This window comes from Nocardioides pymetrozini, assembly GCF_046058985.1.
GTDB lineage: Bacteria > Actinomycetota > Actinomycetes > Propionibacteriales > Nocardioidaceae > Nocardioides.
Window position 1 is genome coordinate 3,744,869 of the sequence record NZ_CP175556.1, and the last position, 26,488, is coordinate 3,771,356.

Sequence of the window (26,488 nt, forward strand, 5' to 3'; positions counted from 1 at the left end):
AATCGCCAGCTCACGCCGGCTCGGCGATGGTCTTCATCTCCAGGTACTCCTCGAACCCGGCGACGCCCATCTCCCGGCCGATGCCGGACTGCTTGTAGCCGCCGAACGGCGCGTCCGGGCTGAACCAGACGCCGCCGTTGACGGCGAGGGTCCCGGTCCGGATCCGCGCGGCGACGGCCTTCGCCCGCTCCAGGTCGCCCGAGTCGACGGAGCCGGAGAGCCCGTACGCCGAGTCGTTGGCGATCCGGACCGCGTCGTCGTCGCCGTCGTGGGGGATGACCACGAGCACGGGGCCGAAGATCTCCTCCTGCGCCAGGCGCGAGGAGTTGTCGAGCCCCGCGACGACGGTCGGCTCCACCCAGAAGCCCGGCCGGTCGATCACCGAGCCGCCGGTGGCGAAGGTGCCGCCCTCGGCGCGGGCGACGTCGAAGTACGACGCCACGCGGTCGCGCTGGGCGCGGGAGATGACCGGACCGCAGATGGCGCCGGGGTCCTGGGGATCGCGCGCGCCGATCGACTCCATGGTCGCGGCGGCGACGGACACCGCCTCGTCGTAGCGCTCCCGGGGGACGACCAGCCGGGTCGTGATCGCGCAGCCCTGGCCGGCGTGGATGCACGCTGCGAAGGCGGTGGCGCCCGCGACCGCGGCGACGTCCGCGTCGTCGAGCGCGATGGCGGCGGACTTGCCGCCCAGCTCGAGGAAGACCTTCTTCAAGGTGGGCGCGGCGGCGGCCATGATCGTGCGGCCCACCGCGGTCGAGCCGGTGAAGGACACCATGTCGACGCGGGGGTCGGTCGACAGGACGGAGGCGACCTCGTCGGACCGCGGCGTCACCACGTTGAGGACGCCGGGAGGCATGTCGGTGTGCTCGGCGGCGAGCCGCCCGAGCTCCGCGGCCACCCAGGGGGTGTCCGGCGCCGGCTTGAGGACGACGGTGCAGCCCGCTGCGAGCGCCGGGCCGATCTTCGCGAGGTTGATCTGGGTCGGCACGTTCCACGGCGTGATCGCGGCGACCACGCCGACCGGCTCGCGTCGCACGGTCCGGCGCGACGGGATCCCCATCGGCGAGGCGACCCCCAGGTCCGTCTCGAAGGCGTAGGTCTCCAGCAGGTCGGTCACCCACCTCAGGCCCTCGACCGGTACGTCGAAGCCGGCCGCGCCCATCATGAAGCCCGGCATGCCGACCTCCGCGGTGGTCAACGCGCGGAACGCGTCGGCGTTCTCGAGGAGGGCGGCGTGCAGCTGCCGGAGGCAGCGGAGGCGGAGGTCGCGGTCGGTCGACCACGGCGACTCGTCGAACGCCCGTCGGGCGGCGGCGATCGCGGCGTCGACGTCCGCCGCGGTGCCGTCGGGCGCGTGCCCGATCTCGGAGCCCGACGCAGGATCGAGGATCGGGTACGTCGCGCCGTCGCTCGCACCCACCAGCTTGCCGTCGACCAGCTGTTGGGCGGGCGGAGGCAGCGCACTCACGAGGCGGCCTCGGGCGCGGCGGCCTGGGTGACATACCGACCGGCCTCGACCGGGGGCGGCCACACGGTGGAGGGAAGGTCCTTGTGGTGGTAGTGCCCGGGGACGCCATGGCCGGAGACCGACATGCGCTCGAGGAGCGTGTCCGGTGCCTTGCCGGCCTTGATGATCTCCAGGAACGTGTGCGCCGTCGACGGCATGTCGAACCAGTCGCGCTGCCAGTCGATCTTCACCAGACCGGCGTCGGCGCCCGCCGTGACGCGCTTGAGCCCGAACCACGATCCGCCGAGCCCGAGGATCTCGAACTCCTTGCCGTCGTCGTCGAGGATCCCGGAGCGCTGCTTCCAGAATCCGACGACCATCGCCTTCTGCTCGTCGATGACGGTGCAGACGTAGTCGTAGTGCCAGCCGTCGAGACCGTCCATCTCGATCCCGATCGCCCAGTCCCGGATCTGGTCGCGCCCGACCGCCATGAAGTGCTCGTCGGGCGCGTACATCCAGCCGTAGGTCGCGTCCTCGGCGTACCACTCGGCCATCGGGCGCCAGTCGCCCGCGGCCTCGACGTCGCGGTTGATCTGCAGCCAGGTGGCCCAGAACTCCTCGATCTCCGCCCTGCTGAGGGGCGCGGTCAGGTCGGTCATCTCAGTCCTCTTCGATCGAAAGGGCGAAAGCGGGGCAGTACCTCACGGCAGTGGTGACATCGGCGCGCTGGGCCTCGTCCGGGTGCTCGTCGAGGAGGACGACGACGTCCGCGACCTCGTCGAAGCCGAACACGGCCGGGGCCTCGCCCTGGCAGAGCTGGTGGCCCTGGCAGAGGCCGGTGTCGGCGACGACCCTCATCGCTGCCGCCTGCGGTAGCGCACGCGCGCGGGCTGGGCCAGCTGGATCACCATCTTGGTGAAGTCGTCGCGGTAGGAGTCCAGCGGCTGCACCGGCTCGAAGGTGAAGTCGCGCAGGATCACCGAGAAGATCGCCTTCATCTGCATCATCGCGAAGGCGTTGCCGACGCAGCGGTGCTTCCCGGCGCCGAACGGGATCCAGGTCCAGCGGTTCTGCAGGTCCTCCTGGCGCGGGTCGACGTACCGGCCCGGGTCGAAGGCGTCCGCCTTCGGGAAGTCCTCCTCGATCCGGTTGGACACCCGCGGCGACGCGGCGAGGACGGTCCCGGCGGGGATGGTGCGGCCGAGCAGGTCGAAGTCCTGCTGGACCAGGCGCATGAGGATGACCAGCGGCGGGTGCAGGCGCAGGGTCTCCTTGAGCGCCGCCTCCAGCACGGGGATGGAGCGGAGCGCCTGGAAGGACACCTCGGACCCGTCGGCGTACAGCGCGTCGAGCTCGGCGACCACGTCGGCCATCACGCCCGGGTTGCGGAGCAGCTCGATCATCGCCCACGAGGCGGTGCCCGACGACGTGTGATGGCCGGCGAACATCATCGAGATGAAGATGCCGGTGACCATCTCGGCGTCGTACCCGACCGCGATGAGCACGTCGAGCAGGTCCCGGTCCTCCTTGGGTATCTCTCCCTGGGCCACCCGGGCGGCGATGATCGCCTGGACCTTCGCGACGAGCTCCTCCCGGGCCCGGTCGCGGATCCGGAAGCTCTCGATGTCGGCGTACGGGTCGACGTACGCGATCGCGTCGGTGCCGTGCTCGAGCCGGTGGTAGATCTCGGCGAAGGAGCCGTCGAGCTGGTCGCGGAAGGGCTTGCCGATCAGGCAGGACGAGGTCGTGTAGATGGTCAGCTCGGCGAAGAAGTCGAGCAGGTCGATCTCGCCCTCGTCGCCCCAACCCGCGACCATCCGGCGGATCTCGGCCTCGATGGTCCGCGCGTGCCCGCGCATCATGTCACCGCGCAGCGCCTGGTTCTTCAGCATCTGCTGGCGCTCCTCGGGCGAGGCGTCGAAGACCACGCCCTTGCCGAAGATCGGCGTCATGAAGGGGTACGCCGCCGCCTGGTCCAGCACGTCGTCGGGCGCGCGGAAGAACGCCTCGTTGGCCGCGGCGCCGGTGACCAGCACGACCTGCTTGTCGGCGAGGCGGAAGCGGCCCACGTCGCCGCACTCCTCACGCACCCGGTGGAAGAGGGCGATCGGGTCGACCCGCATCTCCGGGAGGTGGCCGGTGCCCTTGATGATCGCCGGGACGCTGGCGTCCTGGTCGTCGAGCACGGTCGAGACCTCGGGGATGTCGGCCAGCGTCATGACGGGTCCTCCTTCGAGGGTGGCTTCGACAGCGGTGCCTCGGGGTTCACGTCGACCGGGCTGATGTGGACGCCCCGGGGGGCGCTCACGACGGTCGTGATCGCCTCGGCGATGGCCGTGGCCTTGAGGAAGTGGGAGTGCCGGGCGTGCCCCCACCTGACCCACTCGGTGAGGACCTTGGCTCCGGCGTCGGCGTCCCAGTCCGCCCCCATCTCGGACCAGGTGGGACCCGGGCGCACGATCGAGGCGCGGACGCCGGAGCCCTCGAGCTCCATCTGCAGGGCCTCGACCAGCCCCTCGAGGCCGGACTTGGTGGCGCTGTAGCCGCGCATGAACGGTCGCGCCCGCACGGCGGTGTCGGAGGAGACGAACACCAGGTCACCGCGCCGCCGCTCCACCATCGCGGCGCCGAAGGCCCGGACCAGCCGGTGGGCGCCGAGCACGTTGACGTCGAACTCGGCCGCGAGCTGCTCGGTCGTCGCGTCGACGATCGCGCCGGGCGCGAGCAGGCCGGCGTTGCTGACCACGACCTCGATCTCGCCGAGTGCGGCCACGGCCGCGGCGGCGAACTTCTCGACCGAGGCGGTCGACGCCACGTCGAGCGGGTGCACAAAGGCCTCTCCCCCGGCCGCCCGGATCGCTCCCGCGAGGTCCTCGAGCCGATCGACCCGGCGGGCGCCGAGTGCGACGGGAAAGCCCGCCGCAGCCAGGGATCGCGCCGTCGCGGCGCCGATGCCCGACGAGGCGCCGGCGACGACCGCGGGCCGGCGGTCGGGGTGGACGGGCTTGCGCGAACCGGCCATCAGCCGTCCCTCCGTGAGCTGAAGGTGACCGGCAGCGCGGCGAAGCCCCGCACGCTCGTGGAGTGCACCCGGACCGCGCGCTCGGCGTGCACCTCGAAGCCGGTGACCCGCCGGACCAGCGCCTCGAGCACGATCCGGGCCTCCAGCCGGGCGAGGTTGGCGCCGAGGCAGAAGTGCCGGCCGGTGCCGAAGCTGAGGATCTGCGACAGCTCGGCCTTGTCGCGGTGGATGTCGTACGTCGTGGGCTCGGTGAACACGCGCTCGTCGCGGTTGGCGCTGCCGAGCAGCACCAGCGCCTTCGCCCCGGCGGGGATCCGCACGCCGCCGACCTCGGCGTCGGCGACGACGTAGCGCGCCAGCATCTGGCTCGACGTGTCGTGGCGCAGGGTCTCCTCGATCCAGGCCGGCACCAGCGCGGGGGCGGCGAGCACCTCGGCGAGCTGCGCGGGGTGGGCGGACAGGTGGAAGAGCGCGTTGCCGAGCAGCTTGGTGGTCGTCTCGTTGCCGGCGACGACCATGAGGAACAGGAAGGCCATGATCTCGCCGTCGGTGAGCCGGTCCCCGTCGACCTCGGCCGCGACCAGGGCCGAGGTCAGGTCGTCGCTGGGCGTCCGGCGGCGCCGGGCGACCATGTCGCCGTAGTACTCGAAGAGCGCGAAGGAGGCCTCCATGCCGGCCTGGGGGACGTCGCGCACGCCGTCCTCGCGGTGCACGACCAGGTCGGCCAGGCGGCGCACCTCGTCGCGGTCGGCCACCGGCACCCCCATCATCTCGGAGATGACGTCCATCGGCAGCTTGCCGGCGAGGTCCCCGATCCAGTCGGCCTCGCCGCGCTCGGCGTTGGCGGCGAGCGTGCGCGCGAGGTAGCGCTCCGTGAGCTCCTCGACCTCCGGCGTCAGCTCGCGGACCCGGCGCGGCGTGAAGGCGGCCGACACCAGCCGCCGGATGCGCGACTGCTCGGCGCCGTCGAGGCCGAGGAAGCTCATCACCCGGTGGGCCTCGGGACTCCACGCGGAGGCGTCGAGGGAGACCCCCATCCGGTTGGAGAAGGTGACGTCATCGCGCAGCACCTCGAAGACGTGCTGGTGGCGCGAGATCACCCAGAGGTCGTCGGCCTCCGCGTGGAAGACCGGCGCCTCGTCCCGCAGCCGCCGGTAGGTCGGGTACGGGTCGTCCTGGAAGTCGTAGTCGTAGGGGTCGAAGAGCAGCGGGGTCCCCGCGGCGGTCGTCATGCGTTCCCCCGGAGGACGACCTCGGCGGCGGAGGCCAGGCGCTCGGCGATCTCGTCGTAGGTCATCAGCCCCATCCCCGCCTGGAGCAGCGCGCCGGAGAGGGTGAGCACGAGGACCTCGAGCACGGCGGGGTCGGCGGGCCGGTCCGGCTCGGCGAGCGCGGCCTCGAAGCGGGCCAGGAACTCCCCGCCGATGCGCAGCCGCAGCCGGGCGACGTCCGGGTCGGTGCCCAGCAGGGCCGGCGTCACCGCCGCGGCGAGCTCCGGCTCCTCGACGATCCGGGCGGTCAGCGCCCGCATGGTGGCCTGGAGTCGTTCGAGCGGCGTGCCGCCGCCCGCCTGCTCGGCACGGGCCGCGCTGAGATGACGCCAGAAGAGCTCGGCGAAGAGGTGGTTCTTCGATGCGAGATAGGTGTACGCCGTCGCCGGCGAGACGCCCGCCCGCTGGGCGACCGTGCGCACCGTCAGCGCCTCGTGACCGACCGCGCGCAGCTCCTCGAGCCCGGCGGCGAGCAGTCGCTCGACGGTCTCGGCCTGGCGCGGGTTCAACCCTTGGCGCGGCATCTCGAACACCTGACTGGACACCTGTCCAACATAGGAGACGATCCGCGACGGCGCAAGACATTTCTAGAACACGTTCTTATGGTGGTCCCCATGCGCAACGGGATCGTCCTCTTCACCTCCGACCGCGGCATCACGCCCGCCCGCCTCGCCGTGGCCGCCGAGGAGCGGGGCTTCGACACCATCTACGTCCCCGAGCACACGCACATCCCGGTACGCCGCGACGCGCTGCACCCGACGGGCGGCGAGGAGCTGCCGGACGACCGCTACCTGCGCACCCTCGACCCCTGGGTCTCGCTGGCCACCTGCGCGGCCGTGACGACCCGGATCGGCCTCTCCACCGCCGTCTCGCTGCCGGTGGAGTCCGACCCGATCACCCTCGCCAAGACCCTCGCCACCCTCGACCACCTCTCCGGGGGACGGGTCACCATCGGCGCCGGCTTCGGCTGGAACACCGACGAGCTGGCCGACCACCACGTGCCCGCCGAGCGGCGGCGCACCGTCCTCAAGGAGTACCTCGAGGCGATGCGCGCGCTGTGGACCGAGGAGGAGGCGTCGTACGACGGGGAGTTCGTCTCCTTCGGACCGAGCTGGGCCTATCCGAAGCCCCCGCAGGGCCGGATCCCGGTCATCGTCGGGGCCGGGGCCGGCCCGCAGACGATGCGATGGATCGCCGCGCACGCCGACGGCTGGATGACCACGCCGACGTCGACGGACGTCGCGGCGAGCGCCGAGCTGCTCCGCAAGGAGTGGGCCGCCGCCGGGCGCGAGGGCGAGCCGGACGTCCGGGTGCTGGTGGCGAAGCGACCGACCGAGGCCGACTTCGCGGACTGGACGGCGGCGGGCGCATCCGAGCTGATCTGGGGCGTCCCCGACTCCGACGAGGCCGCGGTGCTCGCCTATCTCGACAAGATGGCCGCGCGCCTGGGGCTGGCGTGAGCCCGTCGAGCAGGTACGCCGACCTCGACCGCGCCGAGCTCGCGACCCTCGTCCCCGAGCTGCTGCTGATGGGCCAGCTCATCGACCGCTCGGGCATGGCCTGGTGCATCGCCGCCTTCGGCCGCGAGGAGATGCTGCAGATCGCGATCGAGGAGTGGGCGGCCGCGAGCCCGATCTACACCCGGCGGATGCAGGAGGCGCTGGGCTACGCGCCCACGGAGCCCGGCCAGGGCGACGTGGTGACCATCTTCAAGGGCCTGCAGCTGGACATCGGCGCGCCGCCGCAGTTCATGGACTTCCGCTACACCGTCCACGACCCGTGGCACGGCGAGTTCCGGCTCGACCACTGCGGTGCGCTGATGGACGTGGAGCCGATGGGCGAGGACTACGTGCGCGGCATGTGCCACGACATCGAGGACCCCACCTTCGACGCCACCGCGGTCGCCACCAACCCCCAGGCGCAGGTGCGCCCGATCCACCGTCCCCCGCGGACCCCGGCGGACCGCCACCCGCACTGCGCGTGGACGGTGACGATCGACCCCTCCCACCCCGTCCCGGAGCCGGTGCCGGCGCTGGCCGTCACCGCGCGCTCACGCGCCGCCACCCTCGCGCTCGACCCCATCGACCCGGCCGAGGAGGGCGCGGCCGACTACGCCGGCCCGCTGCTGTCCGACATCGACTTCGCCGCGTTCTCACGCTCGGCGCTGGCCCGGATCGCCGACGAGGTCTGTCTGCAGATGCACCTGCTCGACCGTGCGTTCGCCCTCGCCGTCGCCGAGCGCACCCCGACCGAGGCCGAGCTGCAGCGGATCCGCCGCAAGCAGCTGGTCGGCGTCGCGGGGATCGGGGCAGAGCGGCTAGCGCGGGCCCTGGGCCTGGACGCCGCCGCGGACCCGGTGACCGCCGCGGTACGGCTGCTCGCCGTCCATCCCCTGCTCAACCCGGCCGCCTACGTCGACGCCGCGCTGGAGCACGGTGCCGTCGTCGTCCGGCCCTCCCCCGGCCACGAGGACGACGCGTGGATCGCCCTGTGCGGGCCCGGCTGGACCGCGGCGCTGCAGGCCGTGGTCCGGGCCGTGGACCCGCACCTCGACGTCGAGGTGACGCCGCTGTCCGGTCAGGAGGGCTGGCGCGCGAGCGTCGTACGCCGCGACGCGCCCGCGCCCGAGGCCGACGAGGTCGCCGTCACCCGGTTCAGCACGGGCGCCTCGTTCACGTTCGAGCCGCGGCGCTCCCTGCCCATCACCCCCGTGTGAGGCCCCGCTCGATCGCCTCGACGACCTTGGGCCGCAGGTCGCTCGCCGCGATCACCTCGTCCACCGAGCCGACCTCGACCGCTCGGTGGATGTCGTGCACCCCGTCGAACTCGGCGGCGACCTCGGCGATCTTGTCGGCGCGCAGCTGGGCGCGCAGCTCGGCCAGCTCGACGACGAGGGCGCCCCGCTCCCCGTCCTCCGCGTGGTCGATGCGTTCCTGCAGGGTCGCGACCCGCGGGTCCGCGGCGGCACGCTTGGCGACCTCCGCGGCGAAGACCACGGCCGCGGCCGGCGCACCGCCGAGGACCGAGGCGTAGGAGCCCTCGATCGCGAGCACCGTCATCGCGGGGTTCAGCTGCTTGGAGAAGACCACGAAGGCGCCGCCGTGGTAGCGCGAGATGACGCAGAAGACGATCGGCCCGCGGAAGTTGACGATGGCGCGGCCGATCTCGGCGCCGTACTCGAGCTGCAGGTTGCGCATCGACTCCGGCGAGCCGTCGAAGCCGGAGAGGTTGGCGAGCACCACCAGGGGCCGGTTGCCCGACGCGGCGTTGATCGCCCGGGCCACCTTCTTCGACGACCGCGGGAACAGGGTGCCCGCGGTGTAGGTGTCGGGGCCGTCGGTGGGCGGGAAGCCCGCGCGCGGCACCGGCTTGGACTCGATGCCGACCAGGCTGACCGGGTAGCCCCCGATCCGGGTGTCGACGACCACGGCGGTGTCGGCGTCGGCCATGCCGGCCCAGCGCTCCAGCATCTGGTGGTCGGCGTCGGCCAGGGCGCGCATCACCGTGCGGATGTCGAAGGGCCGCTTGCGGTCGGGGTTGTGCTCCGCCGAGAAGATCTCGCCCACGGTCCGGAAGTCGCCGGCGTGCGGGTACGACGTGATGTCGCGGTCCACCGGGTCGCTCGACGCCGCCCGTCGCGGTCCCTGCTCTCCGGGCATCACGTAGCTGTGCTCGTAGTGCGCCATGAGGACGCCGAAGGCGCCGGCCAGGTCGGGCACCCAGTACTGCGCCTGGCCGTTGGGCCCCATCACCCGGTCGTAGCCGCCGATGCCGTGGTTGTCCTCGGCGGACACGCCGCCGGAGAAGTCGAGGGACTGCTTGCCGGTGAGCACCATCGCGCTGTCCGGGGTCATCACGAGGATGCCCCTGGTGTGCATCAGCATCGTCGCCTCGGCGTTCCAGTACGGCTGCGCGCCGACGTTGATCCCCGCGACGACGATGTTGATCTCGCCGCCGGCCTGGGTGAAGTGGACGATCCGGCGCAGTGCGGCCGCGACCCAGTCCATGTTCTCGGTGCCGCTCTCCATCGAGATCCGGGCACCGGCGGACACCGCGAACCACTCGACCGGCACACCCATCCGCTCGGCGAGGTCGATGGCCGCGATCACCCGGGCGCACTCCGGCTCGGAGAGCGCCCCGAGCGACTTGAGAGGGTCGCCACACAGGACCACGCGGGTGATGCCCTCCGGGTAGAGCGGGGTGGGCGTGGTCACGACGGCCACGATGATGCCGGCGGTGTTCTGCCCGGGCTCGCGGTCGACGGGCACGAGGGCGCCGCTCGGGTCGAGGTCGTGCTCGACCACGGTGCCGCCCCCGGCCAGCACCGGCTGCAGCTCGTAGGGGTAGACCAGGCCGCGCCGACGCGCGCGCAGCACCTTGCCGGCGTACTCGTCGAGGGGAGCCAGCGGCTCGGTCGGCGGCTCGATGACGTCGGCCACGACGCCCGCGCCGGGCTTCGCGTGGAAGCGGATGGCCAGCGGCACGGGAGCGCCGCCGTCGGGCCCGGCGACGCGGCCCTCGGCCAGCACCTCCTCGATCCCGGCCCCCTCGCTCAGCGGCGTGATCTTCCCCTGGAGCGCGGTGAGCTGGTCGAGGTGCGCCTCGACCACCGGCCACACGGTCACCCACACGTGGTTGACGTCGAGCTTGGTGCCCTCCCGGCCACGCGCGGTGCGCACCCGGCGGATCGCCTCGAGGCAGTTCTCGACGGCGCGCTCGGCGTGCGGCAGCGCGATCACGCGACCGTCGTCGTCGCGCACGACGGCGAGCTGGCGGACCTGGGCGGCCGCGACCAGGCGGCGGTCGGCGGGGTTCGCACGGGCCACGCACTCGTAGAGCAGGACGTCGTCGGGCGCCGCGAGCCGGGTCACCTCGAACTCGCGCAGCCGCCACAGGTTCAGCCGGCGGCCGACCATCGGATGCATGCCGCGGACCAGGGTGTCCTCGACCAGCTCCTCGCCGTCGGGGCCCTCGTGCCGGAAGGTGTAGTAGCCGACCGGCTGGGGCGCCGGCGGGCACACGGCGACCGAGACCCGCCGGGCACGGCGGGCGAACTCCTGGCCGGCGAGCAGCTTCGCGAGCTCGGCCGAGGCGTGGTCGGCGTCCTCGGGCGCGTCGGTCCAGCGCAGGTAGATCTCGATGACGTCGTCGTGGTCCGCGGTGAGCGCGGGGGCGACCGCGGCGGCGAGCGGGCCGTCGGGGTCGGCGAGCTCGGCGACGTCGCCGATCGTGGACACGACCCGGGTCGCGCCCTTCTCGTCGGTGGCGTACTCGGCGTACACGACCGGACGCCCGTCGTGCCCGTCGGCGGCAGTGACGGTCAGGTCGTGCAGGTCGTACTCGAGATAGTGGCGCCGGATGAGCACCTCCAGCAGCGGCTCGCGCTCGGGGAGGCCGTCGGCGAGCCGGTCGCGCAGGAAGCCGACCAGCTGCTCGGGTACGGCGGTGAGCGCGTCGATCCGCGCCGCCCGGTCGGGAGCACCGGGGTCGGCGAGGGCGGCGACCTCGGCGGCCACGCCCTCCAGCACCGCCCGGCGCTCGTCGTCGACGAGCGGCTGGTCGAACCAGCCGAAGCGGACCGACCGGGCCAGGTCGCCGACCACCGCGAATCGCAGCTGCGTCGCGCGCACGATCCGCTCGAGCAGCGCACGGACCGCGGCCGCGTCGTCCGCCGGCGGCGGCGGATCGCCGAGCCAGCGCTGCAGCACGCCGATCGCGATGTCCACGTCCGCGGGATGCTGCTGGGCGAGGAAGATGCGGAACACCGCACGCTCCAGCTCAGGAGTGCGCTCCAGGTCGGTGACCCCGTAGTGGGCGAGGACCCGCAGCAGCTTGTCGCGGAAGTGGTCGGGGAGCGCGCCGCGGTCGGGGTCCAGGCTGCGCAGGTAGGTGTGGAAGTACTCCCGCGAGCTGTGCACGCGCAGCTCGGCGGACGGCTCGTCACCGGCCGGGCGGTTGCGGCTGAGCTCGGCGAAGTCGGTGAACAGCGCCAGCAGGTCCATCTCCGCACGGAGGGTGTCGGCGGAGGAGCCGGCCGGGCGGGCGGCCAGATGGGCGGCGAGCAGGACCGGGCGCTGGTCCGCCTCGACGTCGTACCCGAGCAGCAGGCTGCGCAGATCCCCCAGGGCACCCGCGCGCCCGGTCTCCGCGCCGGCCTCCGGCAGGTCGAGGTCCGTGAGGCGCGCGGAGGTCGCGGCCTCGCCCTCGGCGTCGCCGGTCGGCTCGAGGCGCAGGAGCGGCGCCGCGGTCTCGACCTGGCTGCCGACGCGGACCAGGAGCTCCTTGACCCGCCCGGTGAAGGGCGCGGTCAGCGCCGTCTCCATCTTCATCGACTCGAGCACCAGGACCGGATGGCCCGCGCTCACCTCGTCGCCGACGGCGAGCGGGGTGGAGACGACGAGCGCCGGCGCGGGTGCACGCACCATGCCGCCCTCGTCGCGGCTGATCCGGTGCATGACGTCGTCGACCTCGACCAGGTGGACAGGGCCGTGGGTGGAGGTCACCAGCCGGTACCGGTGGCCGTCGACGGTGAGCCGGCCGTGGACCTCGTCGATCCGGTCCAGTGTCGCGGTGAGCGTGCGCCGCTCGCCGCCGGCGGCGATGGTGACGTCGTAGCGCGCGGGCCCCGGCTGCCGCACGGTCAGCGCGTAGGTCGCGCCGCGCAGCTTGAGCTCGATGGTGCGGGCCGGGTCGTGCTGGATCTGCGGCCGGCCGCCCTGGGCCGTCTGGAGCATGCGGGCGATCTCGGACCGCTCCGCCTCGTCGTAGCCCTCGATCGCGGCGGCGACGAGGGCGACGCCGGCATGGCGGGCGGCCTGCAGCCGGCCCTCGCCGCGCACCCGGTCGATCCACCCGGTGTCGGCCCAGGCGGGCTCCCCGGTGGTGACCTCGGGCTGGTCGAGCAGGTCGAGGATGAAGCTCTTGTTGGTGGCGCCGCCGTCGATGATCACGGTGGTCTCGCCCATCGCCCGGCGCAGGCGGGCCAGGGCCTGCTCGCGGTCGGCGCCCCAGGCGATCACCTTGGCGATCATCGAGTCGAAGTCGGCGGGGATGGTGTCGCCCTCCGCGACGCCGGTGTCGACGCGGATCCCGGGCCCGGCGGGGAACTCGAGCCGGCTGATCCGGCCCGGGGCAGGGGCGAAGTCGCGGTCGGGGTCCTCGGCGTTGAGGCGTGCCTCGACCGCGTGGCCGTGCTCGACCGGCCGGTCGCCGGTGAGTGGGATCCCGCGGGCGACCTGCAGCTGGAGCGCGACCAGGTCGGTGCCGGTCACCGCCTCGGTGATGGGATGCTCGACCTGGAGGCGGGTGTTGACCTCGAGGAACGCGAAGGTCCGCTCCCGCGGGTGGTAGAGGAACTCGACGGTCCCGGCGCCGGCGTAGCCCACCGCCGCGGCGAGCCGCTCGGCTGACGCCTTGAGCTCCGCGGCCTGGTCCTCGCTCAGCAGCGGCGAGGCGGACTCCTCGATCACCTTCTGGTTGCGCCGCTGCACGGAGCAGTCGCGGACGCCGATGGCCCAGGCGGTGCCCTGGCCGTCGGCGATCACCTGCACCTCGACGTGACGGGCGTCGGTCACCAGCTTCTCGAGGAACACCACGCCGCTGCCGAACGCGCGCTCGGCCTCGTCGCGCGTGCGCTGGTAGGCCTCGGCGAGCTCGTCGCTCGAGGTGACCTTGCGGATGCCGCGACCACCGCCGCCCGCCGTGGCCTTGAGCATGAGTGGGTAGCCGATCTCCTCGGCGCTGGCGAGCGCCTGCTCGAGGGTGTCGACGCCGCCGCGGCTCCACGGCGCGACCGGTACGCCGACCTCCTCGGCGATCAGCTTCGACCCGATCTTGTCGCCCAGCTTGCGCATCGCCGCCGGCGACGGGCCGACGAAGGTCACGCCGAGGCGCTCGCACAGCTCGGCGAAGGCGGGGTCCTCGGCGACGAAGCCCCAGCCGACCCAGGCCGCGTCGGCCCGGGTCTCGACGAGGGCGCGCTCGAGGACGGCGAGGTCGAGATAGGGGCGGTCGGCGGCCGCACCGAGCAGGTGGGCCTCGTCGGCCTCGCGCACGAAGGCCGCCCCCGCGTCGACGTCGGTGTGCAGCGCGATGGTGCGCAGCGGAGCGCCGTGGGCGGTGTCCGCGGAGGTGTGCCGGGCGTTGAGGTCGCGGACGGCGTGGATCAGCCGCATCGCGGCCTCGCCGCGGTTGACGATGGCGATTCGGGAGACCTGTGGCACGATTCCGACCCTTCCATCTGGCGCCGCGCCGGTGACAGTGGAGAACCCACAGGCTTCGCGGGGATTCGTTGTGGGCTCCGTCCAGAGCGAGGGCCGTGCGGTGCCGGTCGATCTGCGCCACGCTCGGCCCGAAGGAAGAGCGGTGCCGCTCGATCTGCGCCACGCTCGGCCCATCGTCCGGCCGGCAGCGTGGCGCACGGCGGCGCAGCCGCATCGGGCGGCGCCCGCGGCGCGAGCGGAGCGAGGGCCGTGCGGTGCCGCTCGATCTGCGCCACGCTCGGCCCATCGAAAAAGTGCAAGGTTCGCAACCGCCTGCGCTCGTACGTCTGTGTCCCTACGATCACGCCATGACTGCCCCGGGTGCGCCCGCGGACGACGCGACCCTCGTCGCGGGCGTCCTCGCGGGCGACCGGAGCGCCTTCGCCGGCGTCTACGAGCGCTACGCCGACCGGCTCCACGACTTCGCGTACTCGATGCTGCGCAACCGGGAGGAGGCGGCGGACTGCGTCGCGGACTCCTTCGTGGTGATGGCGGAGAAGCTGGGGCAGCTGCGCGACCCGTCGCGGCTGCGGCCGTGGTTGTACTCCGTGGTCCGCAACGAGTGCCTGCGCACGCTGCGCGGCCGGGCACGGGAGGCGCACGACGACGAATGGCTCGAGGCCATGCCTGACCACGCCAGCGGGCCGGAGCAGCAGGTCACCGACGCCGCCGTCCACGAGGAGCTGCGCACGCTGGTCTGGGACGCGATCGAGGGACTCAACGACCGCGACCGTGCGCTCCTCGACCTCCACCTGCGCCAGGGGCTCGACGGCGCCGAGCTGGCCGCGGCGATGGACGTCACCCCGCAGAACTCCTATGTCATGCTCAGCCGCGCCCGCGACCAGGTCGAGCGCTCGCTCGGGGCGCTCCTCATCGCCCGCCGCGGCAGCGAGCTCTGCGCGGACCTGTCCGGTCTGCTGTCCGGCTGGGACGGCCGCTTCTCGCCGCTGATCCGCAAGCGGGTCGCGCGGCACATCGACAACTGCGAGGTGTGCGAGGCCCGTCGCCGGCTGATGGTGAGCCCGCTGGCCCTGCTCGCCGGCGTACCGGCGTTCGCGGCCCCCGCGGCGCTCAAGGACCGGGTCCTGGAGGACGAGCGGCTGGTCGCCTACTACGTCGACGACCCGGTGGCGCGAGCCGCCGCGCCCCTGGCCGGGGGCCGGACGACGAGGCGGGCGCTGCTCGTGGTCGGGATGGTCGTCGTGCTGCTCGCGCTCAGCGGCGGTGCCGTCCTCGCCTGGTGGCCGGACGGGTCCGCACCGGACGTGGCCACCGACCCGGCGACGACCGCGGCCGTCCCCACTCCGGAGCCGACTCCCTCCGTCGCGCCGGTGCCGTCCGGCGACCCTACGACCTCGGCCGCTCCGCCCGCGCCGACCGCCGCCGAGAGCGCGCCGACGAGCGAGGCGACCACCGAGGCGACGACCGAGGCGACGATCGCGGCGCCCGGCGAGCTGCAGGTCTCCACCCGCACCCTGCGTCTGGGCCCGAAGGACTCCGGCTCGGTGCGGCTCACCAACGCGGGAGGCACTGCGGTCGCCTACACCGTCAAGCCGCGGGTGTCGTGGCTGTCGGTGTCGCGGCGCAGTGGGTCCCTGGAGCCGGGTGCCGGCTCGGGGCTGACGATCCGGGCCGACCGGTCCACCCTCGCCGAGGGCAGCAGCACCGGAACGGTGGCGATCGGCTGGTCGGGCGGCACCGTGCTCGTGTCCGTCCAGGTCTCCGTGGACCGCGCGCCGGTGATCGGCGACATCGCCGTCGGGGGGCCGACCGACTGCACCGGGCGCACCCTCTCCACGACAGTCAGCGACACCACGCTCCGCTCGGTGCGGGTCGCGTGGAGCGGCAACAGCGGCGACGGCCAGAAGGCGATGACCGCCTCGGGCGGCGGCTGGACGGCGAGCATCGGGCCCTTCCCCATCGGGGGCACCGTGACCGCCACCGTCACCGCCGTCGACGCGGCCGGCCACACCGCCACCCGCACGCGGACCTTCGACACCGACCCCTGCCCCGGCTGATCTGCGCACGCCCCGCGTGGCCCCCTGCCCGGGCGGAAAAGGTGCAAGGTCGCCGGGCCCTCGCGCTCCTATCCGAGGCAAGCACGGGAGACGGGAGCAGGACCATGGGTACGACGACACGAGCCCGCCGCAGGACGGCGGTCCTCCTCACCACGCTCGGCGTGGTGCTAGGCCTCGCGCTGAGCGTCTTCGGCATGGCGCTGGCGGTGGACCGCACTCCGGCGACGCCACCCGGCTCCGCGGCCACGGCAGCGGCACGGCCGGAGGTCGTCGTACCGTCGCCGGCGGGCGCGGACCCCACGGCCGCACCGGCGGCCGCGGCCCCTGTGGCCGCGCCGACCCGGCTCGAGATCCCGGCGATCGGCGTGGACGAGCGCCTCGAGGGCCGGGGGCTGAGGCCGGACGGGTCCTTCGACACGCCGGACTTCGGCGACGCGAGCTGGTACCGCCTCGGTCCGCGGCCCGGAGAGCCCGGGGGCGCGGTCGTCGTGGCCCATGTGCACGGCCCCGACGGACCCGACGTCTTCTGGGAGCTCGCGGAGCTGGATCCGGGGGACGAGGTCCGGGTGCGCCGACCCGGTGCGGTCGCGGTCTTCGTCGTCGACGCCGTGGAGCGGGTGCCGAAGGAGGACCTGCCCGAGGAGCGGATCTGGCCGGAGTCCACGGTGCCGCTGCTGCGGCTGATCACCTGCGGCGGCCCGCGCACGGCACGGGGCTATCCCGACAACACGGTGGTCTACGCCCATCTGGCGGCGACCCTCGCCGGCTGAGCAGGCCCCTCCGAGCGACGGCGTCCGGTGCCCCAGGCACCGGGCGCCGTCGCCGTGTCCGGTGGAGCCGCAACGAAATCTCCAGAGATCCTGACGAAAAGCTGCAAGGTCCCTCGTCCCGGCTGCTCCTACCCCCGTCGAACAACGAACCCGGGCACCGCCCGAACACCACCCAGGAGCAGTCATGAACACCACCACCCGCACCGCACTCCGCGTCCTCGTCGCCACCCCGCTCGCGGCGGCCGCCCTGACCGTCGGCGGTGTCGCCGGCCTGGTCGGTGCCGCGCACGCCGACGGCGAGCCGGCCGGCCCCGGCACCATCGTGCTGCCGCTGCCCGACGGCGACCCGCAGCCCGAGGGCCCCGGCGAGATCACCCACCCCGAGCCCGGCGACGACCCGCAGCCCGACGGCCCGGGCGACATCACCAACCCCGACGACGGCGACGAGCCCGGCCCGCAGATCCCGGGGGACAAGGACGGTCCGAACCAGGGTGACGGCCCGCGGCCCGAGGGCCCCGGCGACATCGCCATCCCGGACCCGCAGGACAAGCCGGACACCCCGGAGGAGAACGGCGGCAACGGCGGCCACGGCGACAAGGACGGCAAGGGCGACACGGACGCCTCCGTCGACCAGCCGCGGGTGGCTTCCGCGGACGTTCCGGTGCCGACCCGGATCGACGCCGGTGCCGGCGCCGAGGAGGGTCTCCAGCTCGCCTGGCTCCTGGCCGGCGGCGGAGCGGTGACGGCGGTCGGCTCCGCCCTGGCGGGGCGCCGCCTGGTGCGCGGACGCCACTGAGCGCGACCGCTCCCCCGAGGGACGACGACGGCCGACCGGGCAACCGGTCGGCCGTCGACGTTCTGGTGGCGGTGCGACCCGGTGGTCAGCGACGCTCGAAGGCGATGCCGGCCCGCTGCAGCCGGGCGAGCAGCGCGTCGCCCATCGCGGTGGCGGTGGTGACCTGACCCGTGACGTTCGGGTTCTCGTCGAGCGACAGGCAGAGCGCGGACTCGGCCAGCATCTTCGCGGTCTCGGTGTAGCCGGGATCGCCGCCCGACACCCGGGTGCGGACCTTGGCGCCCGCGGTCTCGGCGACGAAGTCGACCGTGAACCAGGACTTCTCACGGCGGCTCGCCGAGGGTCCCTCCCCCTGGGGGACCCGCTTGAGCAGCGCGTTGCGCAGGGGCGGGACCTGGGCCGCCAGGGTCAGGCCCGTGACCCCGACGGCACCACCCGCGGCGTACCGCAGCGTCTTGGTGCCGGCGTAGTGCGCATAGCTGAACGACGGCCCGTACGACGGCAGGTGGGCGCCGCTGCGGGCGACGACCACCGGGTCGATGGTGGGCAGCGGGAGCAGCCAGTACCCCAGGTCCGGGTCGCGGCGGGGCCGACCCGCGCTCGCGCGCGAGCGCCGGTCCTCGGGGCGCGGCTCCATCCGCCGGCGCGCGGAGGACGCCTCCTTCATCTGGCGGGCGCGGGAGAAGGCGGTGAGCGCCGAGTGGAAGGTCCCGCCCGAGAACCCGGCCCGGCTGCGCACGACGCCCCGCATCGTCACCGGCGTGGTGATCTCGCCGCCGAGCTCGCGGGTGAGCTCCTTGATCGTGAAGTACGCCCCGAGGTCGTGCGGGATGGAGTCGAAGCCGCAGGAGTGCACGAGCCGGGCACCGGATCCCTCGGCGGCCGCGTTGTGCTCGACATAGGTGCGGTCGACGAACTCCGGCTCGCCGGTCAGGTCGACGTAGTCGGTGCCGGCGCTGGCACACGCGGCGACCAGCGGGCCGCCGTACTCGATGTAGGGCCCGACGGTCGTGGCCACCACCTTGGTCGTCGCGACCACCTCGGCCAGGGCGTCGGGGTCCTCGGCGTCCGCGACGAGCAGCGGCAGGTCGGCGAGCGCCGGGTCGGTGAGCGCGAGGTGCTCGCGGACCGCGGCGAGCCTCTCCTCGTTGCGCCCGGCCAGCGCCCAGCGCAGCCCGGCCGGCGCGTGCGCCGCGAGATAGTCGGCGGTGAGCCCCCCGGTGAAGCCGGTGGCCCCGAACAGGACGACGTCGTACGGGCGCGTGCTGTCAGCCATGTCCCCACTCTTCCATCGCTCCCGAACCCGAGGGAACCCAGTGCGCCCTCCGCTCCGTTGAGTCGTCACTTCCGACCCGTCGAGTCGTCACTTCCGACCCGTCGAACCGTCAGTACCGGCCGAGCGGGCTGCCGCCCGGCGTACCGTGGAGACATGTGCCGCAACATCCGACCGCTCAACAACTTCGAGCCCCCGGCGACGCGGGACGAGGTGACCGCCGCGGCGTTGCAGTTCGTCCGCAAGGTCAGTGGGACGACCAAGCCCAGCCAGGCCAACCAGGCGGCCTTCGACCGCGCGGTCGCCGAGATCGCGCACATCACCGAGCATCTCCTCGACGAGCTCGTCACGACAGCGCCGCCGAAGAACCGCGAGGTCGAGGCGCAGAAGGCGCGCGAGCGTGCGCGGCTCCGCTACGGCTGAGCGCCGCATCGCCGCCGCGTTCGACGCCGTCCCGCGCGAGCGCTTCCTGCCCCCTGACCAGCGGCGCTACGCGCACGTCGACCACGCCCTCCCCCTCGGGTACGACGTCACGAACTCCCAACCCTCGACCGTGCGGGCGATGCTCGCGCTGCTGGGCGTGGAGCCCGGCGACCGCGTGCTCGACGTGGGGTGCGGGTCCGGGTGGTCGACCGCGCTGCTCGCCCATCTGACGGGCCCGCAGGGCGTCGTCGTGGGTGTCGAGCTGGTGCCCGAGGTGCTCGCGACGGCGCGCGACAACCTCCGCGGCATCGCGCACGTCGAGCTCCACCAGGCCGACCCCGCGGTGCTCGGCTGGCCGGCGGCGGCGCCGTACGACCGGGTGCTCGTGTCCGCCGACGCGACGGTGCTGCCGAACGCCCTCGTCGCACAGCTGCGTCCCGGTGGGGTGCTGGTGGGCCCGGTCTCCGGGGAGATGGTGCGGGTCGAGCGGCACGGCCGGTACGTGTTCGTGCCGCTGCGTACCCTGGACCGGTGACCGTCGCCGGCCCGCGCCCCGACCAGCTGGCCGCGCTCGAGCGATGCGCCCGCGGCCCGCTCGTCGTACTGACCGGGGCGGGGATCTCGACCGACTCGGGCATCCCGGACTACCGGGGCCCCGGCGCTCCCGCACGGATGCCGATGACCTACCAGGAGTTCGTGTCCGGCCCGGCCGCGCAGCAGCGCTACTGGGCGCGCAGCCATCTCGGCTGGTCGCGCATGCGCCGCGCCGAGCCCAACGCCGGACACCGCGCGGTCGCCGCGCTCGGCGCGGAGCTCGTGATCACCCAGAACGTCGACGGCCTCCACGAGGCCGCCGGAACCCCGGCGCTGGTCGCCCTGCACGGCCGGATCGCCGACGTGGTCTGCCTCGCCTGTCGTCGTACGACGTCGCGCGCGGCGCTGCAGCGGCGCCTCGAGGACGCCAACCCGGGCTGGGCCGCCCGTCATGCGGAGGTCGCGGTCCGCCCCGACGGTGACGTGGAGCTGGAGGTGACAGCCGACTTCGCCGTCCCCGGGTGCACGGAGTGCGGGGGCCCGCTCAAGCCCGACGTCGTCTTCTTCGGCGAGAACGTCCCCAAGGCACGGGTCGAGCGCTGCTTCGCCGCGGTCGAGGCGCTGGCCGAGAGCGGCGGCAGCCTGCTCGTCGCGGGCTCGAGCCTGACCGTGATGAGCGGGCTGCGGTTCGTCCGCCGGGCCGCGCAGCGGGGGGTGCCGGTGGTGATCCTCAACCGCGGGCCGACCCGCGGCGACGAGCTGGCGTCGTACAAGGTGGATGCCGGGACCGGGGAGTGGCTGCCCGCCCTGGCCGCCGCCCGGGCCTCGCTGCGCGTGTCATAACGGCAGCTGGGACGAGAAAACTCACGCTGGGACGAAGAAGCTTCATCGTCCAGGCGTGAGTTTCACCGGCCGGCCGGTGAAACTGTCCCCGGGGGCTGCCTAGAGCCGCTTCACGAAGATGTGGTCCGCCGCCTCGGGGAAGATCTCGGCGGTCTCACCGCCGGAGCCGACCAGGACGCCGTCGGAGGTGGCCTGGATGGTGATGGTCTTGTCGGGCAGGGCGCCGACACGGCGCATGGCGCTCATCAGCGCGTCGTCCTTCTGCATCTCCTCGGAGATGCGGCGTACGACGGCCCGGGCGCTCTCCGTGCCGGCCGCCTTGGAGAGCGGCTCGACGTCCGCCATGAAGTTCTCGCCCAATGCGGCCTGGCCGAGCTCGGCGAGGCCCGGGATCGGGTTGCCGTAGGGCGACTCGGTCGGGTGGCCGAGCAGCTCGATGAGCCGGCGCTCCACGGTCTCGGACATGACGTGCTCCCAGCGGCACGCCTCCTCGTGGACGAGCTCCCAGTCGAGGCCGATCACGTCGGTCAGGAGGCGCTCGGCGAGGCGGTGCTTGCGCATCACGCGGGTGGCCAGGCGCTGGCCCTCCTCGGTGAGCTCGAGGTGACGGTCGCCCTCGACCGTGAGCAGGCCGTCGCGCTCCATGCGCGCGACCGTCTGCGACACCGTGGGCCCGCTCTGGTGCAGGCGCTCGGCGATCCGCGCCCGCAGCGGGACGATGCCCTCCTCGATCAGCTCGTAGATCGTGCGGAGGTACATCTCGGTGGTGTCGATGAGATCGCTCACCCGCATATTCTGACTTATTAAGAGAAAGGCCGCACACCAGCCGCCTGCCATGCTGGGACGGTGAGCTCGCTGCCCCCGCTGATCGTCCCCCACCGCTTCAACGGACCGCCCCGCTCGGGCAACGGAGGCTGGACCTCGGGCGCGCTCGCCGCGACCCTCCCGGCCCAGGGCGTCGGTGCGGCCGTCACGGTCACCCTGCGCCGGCCACCGCCGCTCGACGTGCCGATGCCGGTCCTCCCGACCGCCGCCGGGGCCACCCTCACCCATGACGGCGAGGTCGTCGCCGAGGCCGTGTACGCCGAGGAGCGGCCCGCGCCGGTCGCGCCGGTGTCCGTGGCGGCCGCCGCCGAGGCCGCGGCGGGCTATCCCGGTCACCGGGTCCATCCCTTCCCCACCTGCTACGTCTGCGGGCCGGACCGCCGGGTCGGCGACGGGCTGCGCATCTTCGCCGGCCCGGTCGACGGCGAGCGCGTCGCGGCCACCTGGACGCCGCACGACAGCGCGGTGCCCGTCGCCTGGGCGGCACTCGACTGCCCGGGCGGCTGGTCGAGCGACCTCGAGGGCCGCCCGTCGGTCCTGGGCCGGATGACCGCCGAGGTCCACAGCCTGCCCCGCACCTCGGAGCGGTACGTCGTCGTCGGCGAGCTGCGCGGCATCGAGGGGCGTCGTACCTTCACCGCGGCGACGCTCTACGGTCCCGACGACGAGGTGGTCGCGACCGCGGAGCACGTGTGGTTCACCGTCGACCCGAAGGACTACCTGTGAGCGCCGCCGGCCGCCCGTGGTGGCGCGAGGCGGTGGTCTACCAGGTCTACGTGCGCAGCTTCGCGGACGGCCTGCCGGCCGGCGCGGGCGACGGGATCGGCGACCTCCCCGGGATCACGTCGCGGCTGCCCTACCTGCGCGAGCTCGGGGTCGACGCACTGTGGATCACGCCGTTCTACACCTCTCCGCAGAAGGACCACGGGTACGACGTCGCCGACTACACCGACGTCGACCCGCTGTTCGGCAGCCTCGCGGACGTCGACCGCCTCCTGGAGGACGCGCACGCCCTCGGCCTGCGGGTGATCGTCGACCTCGTCCCCAACCACACCTCCGACCAGCACCCGTGGTTCCGGGCCGCGCTGGCCGCGGCACCCGGGTCCCCGGAGCGGGCGCGCTACCTCTTCCGGCCCGGCCAGGGCGCCCGGGGCGAGCTGCCGCCGAACAACTGGGAGTCGATCTTCGGCGGACCGGCGTGGACCCGGGTGCCCGACGGCGAGTGGTATCTGCACCTCTTCGACAGCTCCCAGCCCGACCTCGACTGGCGCAACCCCGAGGTCGGGGACATGTTCGAGGGCGTGCTCCGGTTCTGGCTGGACCGCGGTGTGGACGGCTTCCGGGTCGACGTCGCGCACGGCCTCTACAAGGAGTCGTCGCTGCGCGACCAGGTGCGCCCGGAGAAGCAGCAGCGCCAGGCCGAGTCCATGGTCGAGCGGGTCGTCAACGACGAGCCGATGTGGGACCAGCCCGAGGTGCACGAGGTCTACCGCCGGTGGCGGCGCGTGCTCGACTCCTACCCGGGCAACCGGATGGCGGTCGCGGAGGCGTGGACCCAGACGGCGGAGTCGATGGCGATGTTCATCCGCCCCGACGAGCTCCACCAGGCGTTCAACTTCGGCTGGCTCGGCACGCCGTGGTCGGCCGAGGCCTTCGCGGAGGTGATCACCGACTCGATCGCCGCGGTCGCCGCGGCCTCCTCCGCGCCGACCTGGGTGCTGTCCAACCACGACGTCGAGCGCCATCCGACGCGGTACGGCGGCGGGCCGGCCGGCCTGGCCCGCGCCCGCGCGGCCACGCTGACGATGCTGGCGCTGCCGGGCTCGGCGTACCTCTACCAGGGCGAGGAGCTGGGCCTCGAGCAGGTGGACGTGCCGCCCGAGGCGCGCCAGGACCCGTCCTGGTTCCGGACCGGGCAGCCGGGCCGCGACGGCTGCCGGGTGCCGCTGCCGTGGTCGGGCGACGCGCCGCCGTACGGCTTCGGCGGGGCCCAGGACACGCAGCCGTGGATCCCGCAGCCGGACACCTGGGCCGGGCTGACCGTGGAGGCCCAGGACGGCGACCCGGGGTCGACCCTGGCGTTCTACCGCCAGGCGCTCGCCGCCCGACGCGCAGTGTTCGCCGGGGCCGACGAGGTGACGGTGGCGCGCGCGGAGGACGACCTGCTCGTCGTACGCCGGGCGGGGGTGAGCGTCGTCCTCAACGCCGGGACCTATCCCGCGCCCCTGCCCGAGGGCGAGCTGCTGATCAGCAGCGGGCCGCTGCCCGGCGGCGTACTGCCCCCGGACACCGCGGTCTGGGTCCGCTGAGCCGCCGGCGATAGTCCCTCGCGAAAAGCACCGTCCCCCGCCGGATTCCGGTGCTTTTCGCGAGGGACTATCGCACCGGGGACGGGCGTCAGCGGTCGCCGGGCAGGCTCAGCGCGTCGTTGTAGCGACGGAGCGAGGCGGCGAAGTCCTCCAGCTCCTCGACCGGCCACTCCCCCAGCCGCTCGGCGAGCAGCTCGCGCCGCTCCTCGGCGACGTCGTCGAGCCGGCGCGCGCCCTCCTCGCTGACGCTGAGGAGGGTCGCGCGGCCGTCGCCGGGGTCGGGGGCGCGGTCCACGAGACCCAGGTCGATCAGGTGCTGCACCTGGCGGCTGACCGCGCCCTTGTCGATCTCGAACACCGCGCACATCGCCGAGGCGCGCAGCGGCCCGTGCTCGCGGACGTAGCCGAGCATGAGGTACGACGACGGCATCAGGTCCGGATGGACCGCGCGGGCGCGCTCGCCGATCACCCGCCGCACGCGGCGGATGAGGACGCCGACCTCGGTCTCGAGCTCCCGCAGCGCGTCGCCGCGGGTCGCCGTCGCGCTCACCGGACCGGTCCACCCGGCCGCGGGTCGCCCTCCGCGCCCTCGACCCGGTAGCCCGGATAGTCCGCGGGCTCACCGGTCGCGACCAGCGCCGCCTCGACCTCGGACTCGGCCACCGTCGGCCCGTTGGTCGTCCGCAGCGGCACCTCCTCGATGAACAGGATGCAGAGGAAGGCGACCACGGCGAACGGCGCGGCGACCAGGAAGAGGTGGCCGACCGCGTCACCGAACGACGCCTCGTAGATCGCGCGGATCGGCGCGGGCAGGTCGGCCAGCTTCGGGATGTCGCCCGTCGAGTGCTGCATCGCGACCAGCTGCTCCTGGCTGATCCGCCCCGCCCGCACGAGGCCCTCGACACCGGTCCGCACCCCGTCGCTGACCTGGTGGGCGAGGACGGCGCCGAGCGCCGCCACGCCGGCGGAGCCGCCGATCGAGCGGAACATCGCGACGACCGAGCTGGCGGCGCCGAGGTCGGCCGGGGCGGTGTTGTTCTGTACGGCGAGCACGAGGTTCTGCATCGTCGCGCCGAGCCCGATGCCGGTCAGCGCCATGTACCCGCCGACCACCCACAGCGAGGTCGTCGCGTCGATCGTGCCGAGCAGCGCGATGCCGGCGATGACGAGCACCATCCCGCCGACCAGCCAGCGCTTCCACAGCCCGGTGCGGGTGATGACGCGGCCGCTGAGGATGCTCGAGACGAGCAGGCCGCCGACCATCGCCACCGACATCAGGCCCGCCTCGGTGGGACTCATGCCGCGGGCGAGCTGGAAGTACTGGCTGAGATAGACCGTGGCGCCGAACATCGCGACGCCGATCATCACCGACGCGGCGGTGGCCAGCGCGGTGGTCCGGTCGCGGAAGAGGCGCAGCGGGATGACCGGCTCGGGTGCGACCCGGGCCTCCACCCACAGGGCGGCCGCGATCAGGGCCACGCTGCCCGCGACGAGCGCGGTCGACGTACCGGAGATCCAGTCGAAGCTCGTGCCGGCGAGGCTGACCCAGACCAGGATCAGGCTGATGCCGGCCATGATCAGGGTGGCGCCGAGGTAGTCGATCCTCACGTCACGACGGACGGTCGGCAGGTGCAGGGTCTTCTGGAGGACGACGAAGGCGATGGCGGCGATCGGGATGCCGACCACGAAGCAGCCGCGCCAGCCCAGCGGGCTGTCGACGATGAGACCGCCGAGCAGGGGTCCGCTGACGGTGGCCGTGGCGAACACGGCGCCGATGTAGCCGCTGTAGCGTCCCCGCTCCCGCGGCGAGACCATCGAGGCGATGACGACCTGCACGAGGGCGGTGAGGCCGCCGACGCCGAGACCCTGGAAGGCGCGGGCGCCGATGAGCACGCCCATGCTGGGCGCGACGGCCGCGACGACCGAGCCGGCCGAGAAGATGACCAGGGCGACCTGCACGAGCAGCTTCTTGCTGAACAGGTCGGCGAGCTTGCCCCAGATGGGCGTCGTCGCGGTCATCGTGAGAAGGGTGGCGACGACGACCCAGGTGTAGCCGGTCTGGCTGCCCTCGAGGTCGGTCACGATCGCGGGGAGGGCGTTGCTCACCACCGTGCTGGAGAGCATCGCCACGAACATCGCGAGCAGCAGGCCGGTCAGGGCCTCCATGATCTCGCGGTGGGTCATCTGGTCCGACTCGGCGGGGGCCGACGGAGCATGGGTCATCGAGGCGTCATCTCTTCTCGTCATCACCTAAATTGGTTGCCGAAGATCAACCATATGTCGAATGGTTGACGATGGCAACTTGTTGTGACGGGGGAGACAGGGGCCGGGGTGGTGGATTCTGCGTGGTCCCCGGGGGGCGCGGATTCACCACGGGATGTAGCCGAGTCCGCACTTCCCCTGCGGAGTTCCACTACAGAAGCGGCGCTCCGCCTACATCCCGTGGTGAATCCGCCCGCCCCCCGAGAAAAATGCAGCGACCCGCAGGTGCGGCTCGGACGAGCCTCGCCCGGTGGACGTGCCGGGCTCACCTGCGGGTCGGGTGGCTGCGTTGGATTCGCGCGCAGCCCGATCAGACTGCTGGGCTGCTAGCGCGCAGCCACCTCACGCGTCCTCAAAGAAATCATTCTTCGGACCACCTCCTTTCCCGTGTGCGACCACCGTAGGTCGCCGATCAAGCCCGCACAACGTCA

At 73.3% G+C, this 26,488-nt stretch carries 22 protein-coding genes; 10 read left to right on the plus strand and 12 right to left on the minus strand.

Annotated features, from left to right (window positions below; all coding sequences use genetic code 11):
• Nucleotides 1-10: 10 nt before the first annotated feature.
• Genes ACJ5H2_RS18360 through ACJ5H2_RS18390 form a run of 7 tightly spaced genes read right to left on the minus strand, consistent with a single transcriptional unit; the run spans nt 11 to nt 6,288 of the window.
• Nucleotides 11-1,471 carry an aldehyde dehydrogenase gene (locus ACJ5H2_RS18360; protein ID WP_408896878.1) on the minus strand — a complete coding sequence of 487 codons (1,461 nt, stop codon included), beginning with the start codon at nt 1,469-1,471 and terminating at the stop codon, nt 11-13.
• Nucleotides 1,468-2,109 (minus strand): hypothetical protein, encoded by a 642-nt coding sequence (locus tag ACJ5H2_RS18365; protein ID WP_408896879.1) that lies wholly within the window; start codon nt 2,107-2,109, stop codon nt 1,468-1,470. Before ACJ5H2_RS18365 ends, ACJ5H2_RS18360 begins: the two co-directional genes overlap by 4 nt.
• A 1-nt stretch (nt 2,110) precedes the next feature.
• Complete coding sequence (locus ACJ5H2_RS18370; protein ID WP_408896880.1) at nt 2,111-2,308, minus strand: ferredoxin; 198 nt, start codon at nt 2,306-2,308, stop codon at nt 2,111-2,113.
• Complete coding sequence (locus ACJ5H2_RS18375) at nt 2,305-3,669, minus strand: cytochrome P450 (RefSeq protein ID WP_408896881.1); 1,365 nt, start codon at nt 3,667-3,669, stop codon at nt 2,305-2,307. The genes ACJ5H2_RS18370 and ACJ5H2_RS18375 overlap by 4 nt, the downstream gene beginning before the upstream one ends.
• Nucleotides 3,666-4,472: an SDR family oxidoreductase gene (locus ACJ5H2_RS18380; RefSeq protein ID WP_408896882.1), complete on the minus strand. Its 807-nt coding sequence runs from the start codon at nt 4,470-4,472 to the stop codon at nt 3,666-3,668. The genes ACJ5H2_RS18375 and ACJ5H2_RS18380 overlap by 4 nt, the downstream gene beginning before the upstream one ends.
• The gene (locus ACJ5H2_RS18385; RefSeq protein WP_408896883.1) at nt 4,472-5,704 is read right to left on the minus strand and encodes a cytochrome P450; all 1,233 of its coding nucleotides are present in this window, start codon (nt 5,702-5,704) and stop codon (nt 4,472-4,474) included. The genes ACJ5H2_RS18380 and ACJ5H2_RS18385 overlap by 1 nt, the downstream gene beginning before the upstream one ends.
• Entirely contained in the window at nt 5,701-6,288 is a 588-nt protein-coding gene (locus ACJ5H2_RS18390; protein WP_408896884.1) for a TetR/AcrR family transcriptional regulator, read from the minus strand. Before ACJ5H2_RS18390 ends, ACJ5H2_RS18385 begins: the two co-directional genes overlap by 4 nt.
• Before the next feature lie 69 nt (nt 6,289-6,357).
• Here ACJ5H2_RS18390 and ACJ5H2_RS18395 point away from each other — a divergent pair, with 69 nt between their 5' ends.
• Nucleotides 6,358-7,203, plus strand: coding sequence for an LLM class F420-dependent oxidoreductase (locus tag ACJ5H2_RS18395; RefSeq protein WP_408896885.1), 846 nt, complete (start codon nt 6,358-6,360; stop codon nt 7,201-7,203).
• A complete protein-coding gene (locus ACJ5H2_RS18400) occupies nt 7,200-8,459 on the plus strand; it encodes a hypothetical protein (RefSeq protein ID WP_408896886.1) in 1,260 nt (419 codons plus the stop codon). The genes ACJ5H2_RS18395 and ACJ5H2_RS18400 overlap by 4 nt, the downstream gene beginning before the upstream one ends.
• Here the strand turns inward: ACJ5H2_RS18400 and ACJ5H2_RS18405 are convergent.
• Nucleotides 8,446-13,965, minus strand: a complete 5,520-nt coding sequence (locus ACJ5H2_RS18405; protein ID WP_408896887.1) for a carboxyl transferase domain-containing protein — start codon at nt 13,963-13,965, stop codon at nt 8,446-8,448. The two genes, ACJ5H2_RS18400 and ACJ5H2_RS18405, sit on opposite strands and share 14 nt — an antisense overlap.
• A gap of 347 nt (nt 13,966-14,312) precedes the next feature.
• Between ACJ5H2_RS18405 and ACJ5H2_RS18410 the strand changes: the two genes are divergently transcribed.
• The 3 genes from ACJ5H2_RS18410 (at nt 14,313) to ACJ5H2_RS18420 (ending at nt 17,588) form a co-directional block, all read left to right on the plus strand.
• Nucleotides 14,313-16,022 carry a sigma-70 family RNA polymerase sigma factor gene (locus ACJ5H2_RS18410; protein WP_408896888.1) on the plus strand — a complete coding sequence of 570 codons (1,710 nt, stop codon included), beginning with the start codon at nt 14,313-14,315 and terminating at the stop codon, nt 16,020-16,022.
• Between the two features lie 104 nt (nt 16,023-16,126).
• Complete coding sequence (locus ACJ5H2_RS18415; protein ID WP_408896889.1) at nt 16,127-16,792, plus strand: sortase domain-bontaining protein; 666 nt, start codon at nt 16,127-16,129, stop codon at nt 16,790-16,792.
• A 184-nt stretch (nt 16,793-16,976) separates the two neighbouring features.
• Nucleotides 16,977-17,588, plus strand: coding sequence for a hypothetical protein (locus ACJ5H2_RS18420; RefSeq protein WP_408896890.1), 612 nt, complete (start codon nt 16,977-16,979; stop codon nt 17,586-17,588).
• Between the two features lie 85 nt (nt 17,589-17,673).
• Here ACJ5H2_RS18420 and ACJ5H2_RS18425 read toward each other — a convergent pair whose 3' ends face one another.
• Entirely contained in the window at nt 17,674-18,864 is a 1,191-nt protein-coding gene (locus ACJ5H2_RS18425) for a saccharopine dehydrogenase family protein (protein WP_408896891.1), read from the minus strand.
• A 153-nt stretch (nt 18,865-19,017) separates the two neighbouring features.
• Here ACJ5H2_RS18425 and ACJ5H2_RS18430 point away from each other — a divergent pair, with 153 nt between their 5' ends.
• From ACJ5H2_RS18430 to ACJ5H2_RS18440, 3 genes are read left to right on the plus strand one after another with little or no spacing between them, the layout of a single operon-like run.
• Nucleotides 19,018-19,284, plus strand: a complete 267-nt coding sequence (locus tag ACJ5H2_RS18430; protein ID WP_408896892.1) for a DUF2277 domain-containing protein — start codon at nt 19,018-19,020, stop codon at nt 19,282-19,284.
• Nucleotides 19,262-19,819: a protein-L-isoaspartate O-methyltransferase family protein gene (locus ACJ5H2_RS18435; protein WP_408896893.1), complete on the plus strand. Its 558-nt coding sequence runs from the start codon at nt 19,262-19,264 to the stop codon at nt 19,817-19,819. Before ACJ5H2_RS18430 ends, ACJ5H2_RS18435 begins: the two co-directional genes overlap by 23 nt.
• The gene (locus ACJ5H2_RS18440; RefSeq protein WP_408896894.1) at nt 19,816-20,661 is read left to right on the plus strand and encodes a Sir2 family NAD-dependent protein deacetylase; all 846 of its coding nucleotides are present in this window, start codon (nt 19,816-19,818) and stop codon (nt 20,659-20,661) included. The genes ACJ5H2_RS18435 and ACJ5H2_RS18440 overlap by 4 nt, the downstream gene beginning before the upstream one ends.
• 99 nt (nt 20,662-20,760) lie before the next feature.
• Here ACJ5H2_RS18440 and ACJ5H2_RS18445 read toward each other — a convergent pair whose 3' ends face one another.
• Entirely contained in the window at nt 20,761-21,447 is a 687-nt protein-coding gene (locus ACJ5H2_RS18445; RefSeq protein ID WP_408896895.1) for a metal-dependent transcriptional regulator, read from the minus strand.
• Nucleotides 21,448-21,507: 60 nt separating this feature from the next.
• Here ACJ5H2_RS18445 and ACJ5H2_RS18450 point away from each other — a divergent pair, with 60 nt between their 5' ends.
• Entirely contained in the window at nt 21,508-22,212 is a 705-nt protein-coding gene (locus ACJ5H2_RS18450) for a hypothetical protein (RefSeq protein WP_408896896.1), read from the plus strand.
• Nucleotides 22,209-23,795, plus strand: a complete 1,587-nt coding sequence (locus tag ACJ5H2_RS18455) for a glycoside hydrolase family 13 protein (protein WP_408896897.1) — start codon at nt 22,209-22,211, stop codon at nt 23,793-23,795. The genes ACJ5H2_RS18450 and ACJ5H2_RS18455 overlap by 4 nt, the downstream gene beginning before the upstream one ends.
• Before the next feature lie 88 nt (nt 23,796-23,883).
• On the opposite strand, the gene ACJ5H2_RS18460 is transcribed toward ACJ5H2_RS18455, so the two are convergent.
• Together ACJ5H2_RS18460 and ACJ5H2_RS18465 are read right to left on the minus strand one after the other, a co-directional pair.
• Nucleotides 23,884-24,345: a MarR family winged helix-turn-helix transcriptional regulator gene (locus tag ACJ5H2_RS18460; RefSeq protein ID WP_408896898.1), complete on the minus strand. Its 462-nt coding sequence runs from the start codon at nt 24,343-24,345 to the stop codon at nt 23,884-23,886.
• A complete protein-coding gene (locus ACJ5H2_RS18465) occupies nt 24,342-26,018 on the minus strand; it encodes an MDR family MFS transporter (protein WP_408896899.1) in 1,677 nt (558 codons plus the stop codon). The genes ACJ5H2_RS18460 and ACJ5H2_RS18465 overlap by 4 nt, the downstream gene beginning before the upstream one ends.
• Between the last annotated feature and the right edge of the window lie 470 nt (nt 26,019-26,488).

Coding starts and splice junctions, on each gene's coding strand:
- ACJ5H2_RS18420 (WP_408896890.1), top strand. CDS start 16,977: ATGAACACCACCACCCGCACCGCACTCCGCGTCCTCGTCGCCACCCCG.
- ACJ5H2_RS18365 (WP_408896879.1), bottom strand. CDS start 2,109: ATGACCGACCTGACCGCGCCCCTCAGCAGGGCGGAGATCGAGGAGTTC.
- ACJ5H2_RS18465 (WP_408896899.1), bottom strand. CDS start 26,018: ATGACCCATGCTCCGTCGGCCCCCGCCGAGTCGGACCAGATGACCCAC.
- ACJ5H2_RS18415 (WP_408896889.1), top strand. CDS start 16,127: ATGGGTACGACGACACGAGCCCGCCGCAGGACGGCGGTCCTCCTCACC.
- ACJ5H2_RS18430 (WP_408896892.1), top strand. CDS start 19,018: ATGTGCCGCAACATCCGACCGCTCAACAACTTCGAGCCCCCGGCGACG.
- ACJ5H2_RS18410 (WP_408896888.1), top strand. CDS start 14,313: ATGACTGCCCCGGGTGCGCCCGCGGACGACGCGACCCTCGTCGCGGGC.
- ACJ5H2_RS18395 (WP_408896885.1), top strand. CDS start 6,358: ATGCGCAACGGGATCGTCCTCTTCACCTCCGACCGCGGCATCACGCCC.
- ACJ5H2_RS18370 (WP_408896880.1), bottom strand. CDS start 2,308: ATGAGGGTCGTCGCCGACACCGGCCTCTGCCAGGGCCACCAGCTCTGC.
- ACJ5H2_RS18375 (WP_408896881.1), bottom strand. CDS start 3,669: ATGACGCTGGCCGACATCCCCGAGGTCTCGACCGTGCTCGACGACCAG.
- ACJ5H2_RS18385 (WP_408896883.1), bottom strand. CDS start 5,704: ATGACGACCGCCGCGGGGACCCCGCTGCTCTTCGACCCCTACGACTAC.
- ACJ5H2_RS18425 (WP_408896891.1), bottom strand. CDS start 18,864: ATGGCTGACAGCACGCGCCCGTACGACGTCGTCCTGTTCGGGGCCACC.
- ACJ5H2_RS18380 (WP_408896882.1), bottom strand. CDS start 4,472: ATGGCCGGTTCGCGCAAGCCCGTCCACCCCGACCGCCGGCCCGCGGTC.